Genomic DNA, 8,852 nt, shown 5'->3' with positions numbered 1-8,852 from the left:
AATTACTTACTCATTCAGTATGGCGTTGCCCTCAAACTATTGACCATAGGAAAAAATCAGGTATTTCAACACCTGATAAAAATCTTGCGGATAATAATTTATAGTAAAAAGTCAGCTTAAATCAGGTCTCGGGACATCAATTTAGCTATCCCTATCTCCCTGCCTAGGATGGTTGCAAATCTCGCGTATTTCCTCTTGTTCGGGATGAATCGCCAGATAATCCCCCAGCCACTCACAACCTAGTTGCATCAAATCATCTAATTCTAAATCTAGGTTCCAAAGCTTGACTGTGCCATCCCTACTAGCAGAAGCCAGGAGTTTTCCATCTGCGCTAAAACTAACATCCTCTACCCGACCAAGATGACCTTCTAGAATTCTCAATAAAGAACCATCTTCCACACGCCAAAGTTTTACTGTGCGGTCAAAACTACCAGAAGCCAGCAATTTGCCATTGGGGCTGAAACGCAAACTTCTGATCCAAATGCCATGACCGGGAAGTTCCTTAACGATAGTACCATCTGAGTTATTCCACAGCTTAATTCCCCTATAGCCACCCCCAGAAGCTAACAATTTGCCATTGGGACTAATACTGATAGTGGCTAACCAACTGTCAATATTATCAAAAACTTTGACCATCCTACCATCTTCTACTTGCCAAAATAGGATGCGACCATCAAAACTAGCAGTGGCAATATTTTGACCATCGGGGGTGAAACTCAAATCCCGAATGGAATGAAGATGACCTTTAAACGTTCGCAATAATTCCCCATCTTGCACGCGCCAGAGTTTGATGGTTCTGTCGTCACTACCGGAAGCTAAAATCCTACCATCGGAGCGAAAGGTAATACTTCTGACATTACTAGTATGACCAGTCAACGTGTATATTTCTTTACCATTGTCAACATCCCAAAGCTTTACCGTATTGTCTAAACTGGCAGAAGCAAGAAGCTTACCATCGGCACTGAATTTAACTCGCCAGACATCGTCGGTATGACCTGTTAGGGTTTTGTTTAAACTGCCATCTGAGGTGTTCCACAGTTTTATCCTATGGTCATCGTGACCCGAAGCTAGTAATTGATTATCAGGACTAATAGTTACTCCCCATACTTTGGTGCTACCAAAACCAAAACGTTTGGGTTCAAGGCCATCTATATTCCAGAGAGTGATTGTACTAGGGTAGCTACCAGAAACAAGTATTTTTTGATTATTAGGGTGGAAACTTACGGTGGTAACACGACCTTGTGGACCAACAAACGTTTGGGGTTCTGCCTCCAAGTTTTCCAGATTCCAAAGTTTGATTGTACCATCATCAGCACAAGAGACTAGCAGCTTACCATCTCGACTGAAATTTACTCCCCAAGTTGTTCCTTTGTGTCCCTTAAGAGTAGTGATTTCTGTGCCATCTTCTAGATTCCAGAGTTTGATCGTAGTGTCCTCACTGCTAGAGGCAAGGGTTTTACCATCCGCATTAAAATCAACGTTTCTGACACCAGACTGATGACCTGTTAGGGTTCTAATTAAGCTACCATCTTCTACATTCCAAAGCTTAATGGTGTTATCTGAATTCGTGGAAGCTAGTATGGTTCCATCAGGACTAAATTTCACCGAGGTAACCCAGGAATTATGAGCCCGAATACTGGTTACTAGGGCTTTTGTTTCTACATCCCAAAACTTAACCCAACCCCTAGAATCAGAGGAAGCAAGCAGTTTACTATCGGGACTAAAACTAAGACCCCTAACCCAGGTGTTATTGTGGGCAAGGATGGTTTTAGCTAAGCTTCCCGTTGCTACGTTCCATAATTTGACCGTACCGTCTTTACTGCCAGAAGCAACTAATTTTCCATCGGGGCTAAACTGGACATTGACGATCTGTTCGCTATGACCCCTAAGAGTATGCATTAATTGACCTTGGGAATTCCAAAGTTTGACCAGTGTATCTCCCCCTCCAGAAACCAGTAGTTGACCATCGGGACTCCAACTGACCATGGAAATTGGACCATTATGGGCTTCCCAGCGATTATATGCTTTTACCTTTGTGATTGCTTGTCGCAAGGTATCTATAACCTGTGCTTGTGCTGGTTTAGTAACTGGAGCTAATTTATGGAATTGTTGTAACTCTTTTAATTGTTGTCCTGCTTTGATCGCTTCAATTAGCCCATCTAGAGGGCTTGATACTAGGGAAATTTGGGCTTTGGCACTGGTTAGTAACACTTGTGCTTCTAAGCGATCGCGTCTTGCTTTCCCCAATTGTAATCCGGCAATTCCTGCTGCTACTAAAGAAATTGCTAAAATTGCTCCCCCAATACCTATTGTTTTCTTGGCTTTCTTTTGGGCTAACGTTAAAGTATCATTGGCTTTAGCTAAGATGCGACTTTCTTCTGCTTTAACCGCTAAACTAGCTTCTACTTCTCGTTTCTCGAAATCCTGAGAAGCAGCGAGGAAACGATAATCAAGGGGACTCAAATTTTGGCGTTCTGCCCAGCCTAGGGCATCTTGCAGGGCTTGACCTTGCAGTAAGCGGGATTCATCCTGATAATCAGACTTCACCCAAGCCTTGAAGTCTTCAGAGTAGGGGCGCAGTTTCTCTAATTGTTTCTCAACCCACTCTCTATTAAAAATATGCTGATAAATACGGTTGTAACCTTTTAATTGTCCCTGCTGCTGAACCACTAACCCCGACAGTCGCAACTCGGTTTGCTCGGAACTGCCATCAGCAACAATTTCTCCTTGCTGTAAAATTTGCTGATATACTCCCAAAAGCTGACCAACACGCTGCTGGTTACGGAGAATGCGATCGCGTATAGTTCGCAAATGCTCTGGTTCGTCCTGGGCTTCCCAATTTTCAATGATGCGCCTTTGAACGATCTGCTCAATGGATTGGGAACTGAGAATACTCCTACTGTTGGTACTTTGAGCCACCAGCTGACATAACTTTTGGGTCAGAAATGGTTGCCCTCCTGTCCAGTTCAATAGTTCCTGAACCACTGCTTGGGGATTATCTACCTTACCCTCTAATCCTTGAGCTAATGGCTGTGTTTCGGGGAGTTCAAATCCACGCAGTTCAATCGCCTTACCAATATTAAAGGGGGTTTGAGTTTTATCAGTAATTAAATCACTAGGAGTTGCCACCCCTAACAGGGCAAATGTGAGCCGTTGGTAGGCGAGATTATCTACTCGTTGATTGTAGAAGAATCGAATCAGAGCAAAAAAATCATCTACGGAAAAATTCTGGCTCAGAACTCGGTCAATTTCATCGACGAAAATGACAATTTTGTGCTCAACCAGAACCAGCAGCACTTCCTCAATGAATAGATTCAACCGTTGCACAGGGGAAAGCAAATCCCGCTGCTCCCGCCACCAGCTGCGCCATTTAAATTGTTTGCTGAGCTGGCAACTACTCACGATAGAATTGACAATCCCAGCATACCACTTTTCTGGGGTTACATCCTCTTTGCCAATCCCGGTCAGGTCAATAAAACCACAGAGGATTCCTTCTGCTTGCAGCCTTTTCATTGTCCGCACCCGCAAGCTGGATTTACCCATCTGTCGCGAGTTGAGTACATAACAAAACTGACCCGCTTTCAAGCTTTGGTAAAAGTCTTCGTCGGCTTGTCGCGTTACGTAGCTGGTGGCATTAACTGGGAGACTGCCACCAACTTGATAGTTAGAGTTTGATTTTGCTTCTGTCATGTTTGCTGTTTCATTAGCTGATAGCTGACAGCTGTTCGCGCAGCGTGCGCGTAGCGCAGATGCTTACCTAAAAGCTAGAACTTGGTAGAAATATTCCCGGTACAAATTGCAGCGAGGCACAACATAGTTACCCTGTCGCTCTACCAAGCCCATACTGTGTAGTTTGTAAATCTCGATCGGATTGAGTTCCACTGGCTCAGATGAGGTGACAACTTTCTTGAGGGCCTGAAGCAACTCTGGTGATTGTTGCAGTGTTTCTAAATGTCGCCGCAAATGGTTGCTATAAATACCTGCTTCTGTGGGTGCATCTTGCCACAACTGCTGGAATGTTACCTTGCCAGAGCCAATTTCATACATCGCCAACCGTACCAGATAGGGATGACCAGATCCCATTGTCATTAATTTTTCTATCTGGGTATCATTCCAATTTAGTCCATGGAGCTGAGCCAAATTTTTTACCTGCTGTTGGTCAAACTCTCGCAACTCCACTGGAATTCCGGCGTTAAAGGGAGATTGATTTAAGTCTAAGGGAATATAAACTTCTGTAGAATGTGCTATCACTAGCCGCAGTTGCTTCCAGATATCTGAAATCTTGGCTTTCTCATGCCAGCTGCGCAGCATCCCTAAAAAGTCTTCTATCACTTCGGGGTAGGGAAAAACTCGATCTACTTCATCCAATGCTAAGACTAGGGGACAATCTATTTCTGCCAGTAAATACTCTTCAAAATAGACTGTGCAGTTATCATTACTACCCAAAATCTCTGTATCCCAATAATCATTTAATTGATTGTCTAACTTTAACTGCCGACCAACCTTCAAACAGAGCCAGCGTAGAAACTTATCTAAATCCGTTAAAATTGCTCGGTCTACACTGCTCAAATCTAAATACACCGTTTGACAATCCTGGGATTGAGCATGAGCTAGAATCCTCATCATTAAGGAGGTTTTTCCCATTAGCTTCGGTGCTTTCATCCGAATCAGGGAACCAGGCATAATAACTGTATCGTAACAGAGAGATTCGATGCTGTCTCGGTCCACATAAAAAGGTGAATCCAGCGCCACCCAACCCGACGGAAATGGTAGCGTTGTTAGGGGCTCAGATGGTTGCTGCTCTCCATTGGTGCTAAGTGATCTACCTTGACACTTTTTCCATGCTCTTTTCAGTGCTTGTTTGAAACTCTTTTTGGTAACCCTTTCTCCTAATGCTTCTGAGAGCTTATTCCATAATTTGTTGCCGATATCTTTGTTAAGATACTCAGCACTGTAGCCATACATATTGGCGATCTGATCATAGGTTTTCCCTTCCCAGGAACCCTGAAGTACTGTGGTTTCAATGTCACTGAGATGTTTGCCTGTATTTTTGAAGACAACTTGATCAGCAGACTCTTTTGCTTGTATCCAAGCTAACTCTGATTCTGAGTCTACTCCAGAGACTACACTCATAACTGGATGGGAGGGGTAAAACTCATCAAATGCTTGAGCAATCATGTAACTAACAATTTTGTAGATGTATACTTAGCTACCAACTACAGCCCCAGCATTCCAGATTTTTGGAGAAACTGATATAGCGCTACGGGCAAGGCAAGAAGCAAAAGTTGAGGTAGGGTGGGCAGTGCTTAGCAAAACGATTGTCAGCTTTTCAATTGGTCTGATCCACTGCCCACCCTACGGCTCACTACGGCTCACTGATAGAGGTAGGGTGGGCAGTGGCTAGCAAAACGATTGTCAGCTTTTCAATTGGTCTGATCCACTGCCCACCCTACGGCTCACTACGGCTCACTGATAGAGGTAGGGTGGGCAGTGGCTAGCAAAACGATTGTCAGCTTTTCAATTGGTCTGATCCACTGCCCACCCTACGGCTGATAGCTGATGGCTGAATGCTTACGTTTTTGCGATGTAGTTATAGTACTTATCACCCTGTTGTTGGCTATTTATGCAAGACGTCGAGATTTTAAGTTAGTTTAAATTAATTTAATTTTTTTTAACTCAACAACTATCAAAAGGTATCAAAAAGTCAGAAGCGTTGAACGTTTTAAACATTCAACGCTTCTATGCTATATAGCAAAGGGAACAGCGGATCTGGGAGGCTTATTAAAAATCTAGAAGTAGATGTAGGGTGGGCAGTGCGTACCAAAAGGATTGTCAGCTTTTAAATTGGTATTAGGCACTGCCCACCCTACGGCTCTTAAATAAAACTTATATATCAGCTTAGAACTCAAAATTAGCTTGTGCCTGACTTGGTGCATAATTTTGATAGTTATTCACCATGGTACGAGACAACCGCAGTGCTTCTAAACGACTAACTTCTAGGTTTTGGGGTGGAATCTGCTGCCAGATATCCAAGTTTTGTAACCGCTTTCTGGTTTTGCCTGTTGCGCCTACAATAAACACTTCACGACCTTTATCTAAGGCTTCTTGAATGGCATTTTCCAAAGCTAGGGAAGCGGTAACACCTAAAATAGGTACATCACTGAAATCCAGAATCAGCACATCAAAACCTTCAATGGCATTGTGTTGACGGGAAATTGCTTTTGCAACCCCAAAAATCATCGGTCCACTGAGATGAAAGAGTACAATACGACCGTCACCTTGATCCAATAGTACTTTTTCCTCCTGGGAAAGCTGAATTTCCTCATCGTCATAGGTAATCGCCTTAACACTGTCTGCTCTATGAGCACTAAGACGCTCAATGGTGAGGATATTGGCAATAAATACTCCTACTCCCACCGCCACAATCAAGTCAACAAAAACAGTCAGTAAAATCACCCCGTACATAATCAGGGATGCTTTCCAAGAAATTTTATGGGCACGCTTGAGGAAACCCCAGTCAATAATATCAATACCTACCTTGAGGGCGATACCAGCCAAAACAGCAAGGGGAATCGTTTTGGTGAGGGGGGCGGCCCAAAGCACAACTACTAGTAATGCTAAAGCACGGGCGATTCCAGAAAGGGCACTCCTACCCCCGGATTGGATATTAACCACAGTTCCCATGGTTGCGCCAGCTCCAGGAATACCGCCAAATAAACCGGATACTAAATTACCTAAACCCTGGCCCATTAACTCTTTGTTAGAATCATGTTCGGTACGGGTTAAACTATCAGCAACCAGGGAGGTTAGTAATGCATCAATGCAGCCCAATGTAGCTAGCACCAAAGCATCAACCACCATTAACTGTAACTGTTCAGTGCTAAACACCGGTAGACGCAAACTAGGCAAACCAACAGCAATTTCCCCAATACGGCGAATATCTACCCCAGAGAAAAATACCAAAGACAAAACTGTTCCCAGAATTAATGCTAGCAACTGGGGTGGTAAGATGCGTTTCCATTTGCGGGGCATTAAAACAATAATTGCTACGGTCAAAACAGCTAAAACAGTTTCAACCGGGTTGATGTTTGCTATCAGTGTGGGCAAACTAGTAACTGTGCCAATGACGCCACCCTTAGGGCTACCTTGACCCAAAAAAGGAGCCGTTTGCAAAATAATTAGTATGATTCCAATACCCGACATAAAACCGGAAATGACGGTGTAGGGCATCAAAGTAATGTATTTGCCTAGGCGCAGAAAACCAAACAGAATTTGAAAAATTCCGGCTAACATGACCACGGTAAAAGCCATAGCCATGCCGTTTTCTGGATTAGCAGCCGTAAGGTTAGCAATTACCGCTGTCATCACCACTGTCATGGGGCCAGTGGGTTCAGAAATTAGGGTGGGAGTACCTCCAAATACCGCAGCAAAAAAGCCAATTAATACAGCACCCCACAAACCAGCTTCTGCTCCAGCACCGGAGGCGACACCGAAGGTAAGAGCCATGGGGAGGGCGATAACGGCGGCGGTTAGTCCACCAAAAATATCCCCCCTAATGTTACGAAAGTGAATTTGGTTAGTTAGTTGCACAGTTAAATTAGATGTAGGTAATTGTTACATTACATGTAGGTAATTACTTTTTACTGTACTGCAAATACATCCATTATATTTATTGAAGTATTTTACTAAAATCATTTACTTTACTCTATGGTAAAGGCACAAGCCCCAGAAACATAAGCCGTTAACTTAATATTAATAATTTATTAATAAGTACCTTAACTTAAGAAAAACTCATGGCAATTATCGATTTGCTTTATGGCCAGGGGAGATAGGGAGATGGGGAGATAGGGAGATGGGGAGATAGGGAGATGGGGAGATGGGGGAGATGGGGAGATGGGGAGAGATGTAGGGTGGGCAGTGCTTACCAAAAGCATTGTCAGGTTTTGCATTGGTCTGAAGCACTGCCCACCAGATCAGTATATGTAGATGTAGGGTGGGCAGTGCTTACCAACAGGATTGTGAGGTTTTGAATTGGTATTAGGCACTGCCCACCAGATCAGTATATGTAGATGTAGGGTGGGCAGTGGATACCAACAGGATTGTGAGGTTTTGAATTGGTATTAGGCACTGCCCACCAGACCAGTAATTTTATTAAAAATCTAGACAAATAAATTCTATTTTATAGTTGATTTGATGTCGGTGGGCAGTGTTGAAAACCGATTAAAAACTGATTTATCCGTCTAAACCACTGCCCACCCTACGATTAATATAGGTGGGCAGTGTTGAAAACCGATTAAAAACTGATTTATCCGTCTAAACCACTGCCCACCCTACGAGTAATATAGTTGATTTGATGTCGGTGGGCAGTGCTTAAAATACCGATTATAAGCTAATATTATCGCTCTGAAACACTGCCCACCCTACGAGTAATTTTATTACTATTCCCGATTCCCGATTCCCGATTCCCGATTCCCGATTTCCTAATAAAAAAAAATTTCTAAAATCCCTTGACAATATATTGATTTATTGATAAATTAATAGTGTCAACAAACTCAAGAGATAATTTCAGATGAGTAACAATTTTCCTCCTTCCGACAACCAAGGTGCCTTACCCAAGAAAGCCAAGCTCTTTTTGATCGGTTCTCCTGAAAAGGTTCGGAATACAATTAATGCCATTTATTCCCTTAAGTATGCGGAGCCGGACGAGTGGAGCACTCCGGAGCCTACGGGAAATCCTGGTGAGGTTATGACCTTTTTGATTCGATATTTTTACGTAGATTAAGATAGGAATTTGCCAGGGGGCAACCCTGGCAAACTCCTATCTTAATCCACGTAAAAGTATCGAATCAAAA

5 protein-coding genes are annotated in these 8,852 nt (G+C 43.2%); 1 reads left to right on the top strand and 4 read right to left on the bottom strand.

Annotated elements, in window-relative coordinates; translation table 11 throughout:
• Window positions 1-141: 141 nt before the first annotated feature.
• The 4 genes from F6K20_RS13195 to F6K20_RS13180 form a co-directional block, all read right to left on the bottom strand.
• Window positions 142-3,690 (bottom strand): WD40 domain-containing protein, encoded by a 3,549-nt coding sequence (locus tag F6K20_RS13195; RefSeq protein ID WP_008182660.1) that lies wholly within the window; start codon window positions 3,688-3,690, stop codon window positions 142-144.
• Window positions 3,691-3,753: 63 nt separating this feature from the next.
• A complete protein-coding gene (locus tag F6K20_RS13190) occupies window positions 3,754-5,133 on the bottom strand; it encodes an AAA-like domain-containing protein (protein ID WP_502708833.1) in 1,380 nt (459 codons plus the stop codon).
• A gap of 765 nt (window positions 5,134-5,898) precedes the next feature.
• The gene (gene bicA / locus F6K20_RS13185) at window positions 5,899-7,590 is read right to left on the bottom strand and encodes a bicarbonate transporter BicA (protein WP_287294943.1); all 1,692 of its coding nucleotides are present in this window, start codon (window positions 7,588-7,590) and stop codon (window positions 5,899-5,901) included.
• A gap of 210 nt (window positions 7,591-7,800) precedes the next feature.
• Window positions 7,801-7,962, bottom strand: a complete 162-nt coding sequence (locus F6K20_RS13180; protein WP_287294941.1) for a hypothetical protein — start codon at window positions 7,960-7,962, stop codon at window positions 7,801-7,803.
• Window positions 7,963-8,569: 607 nt separating this feature from the next.
• Here F6K20_RS13180 and F6K20_RS13175 point away from each other — a divergent pair.
• Window positions 8,570-8,782 carry a hypothetical protein gene (locus F6K20_RS13175; protein WP_287252323.1) on the top strand — a complete coding sequence of 71 codons (213 nt, stop codon included), beginning with the start codon at window positions 8,570-8,572 and terminating at the stop codon, window positions 8,780-8,782.
• Window positions 8,783-8,852: the final 70 nt, after the last annotated feature.

It is taken from the genome of Moorena sp. SIO2C4 (assembly GCF_010672485.1).
Classification (GTDB): Bacteria; Cyanobacteriota; Cyanobacteriia; order Cyanobacteriales; family Coleofasciculaceae; genus Moorena; species Moorena producens.
The sequence above is the reverse complement of the archived record's forward strand: the minus strand, read 5'-3'. Positions and strand labels throughout refer to the sequence as shown.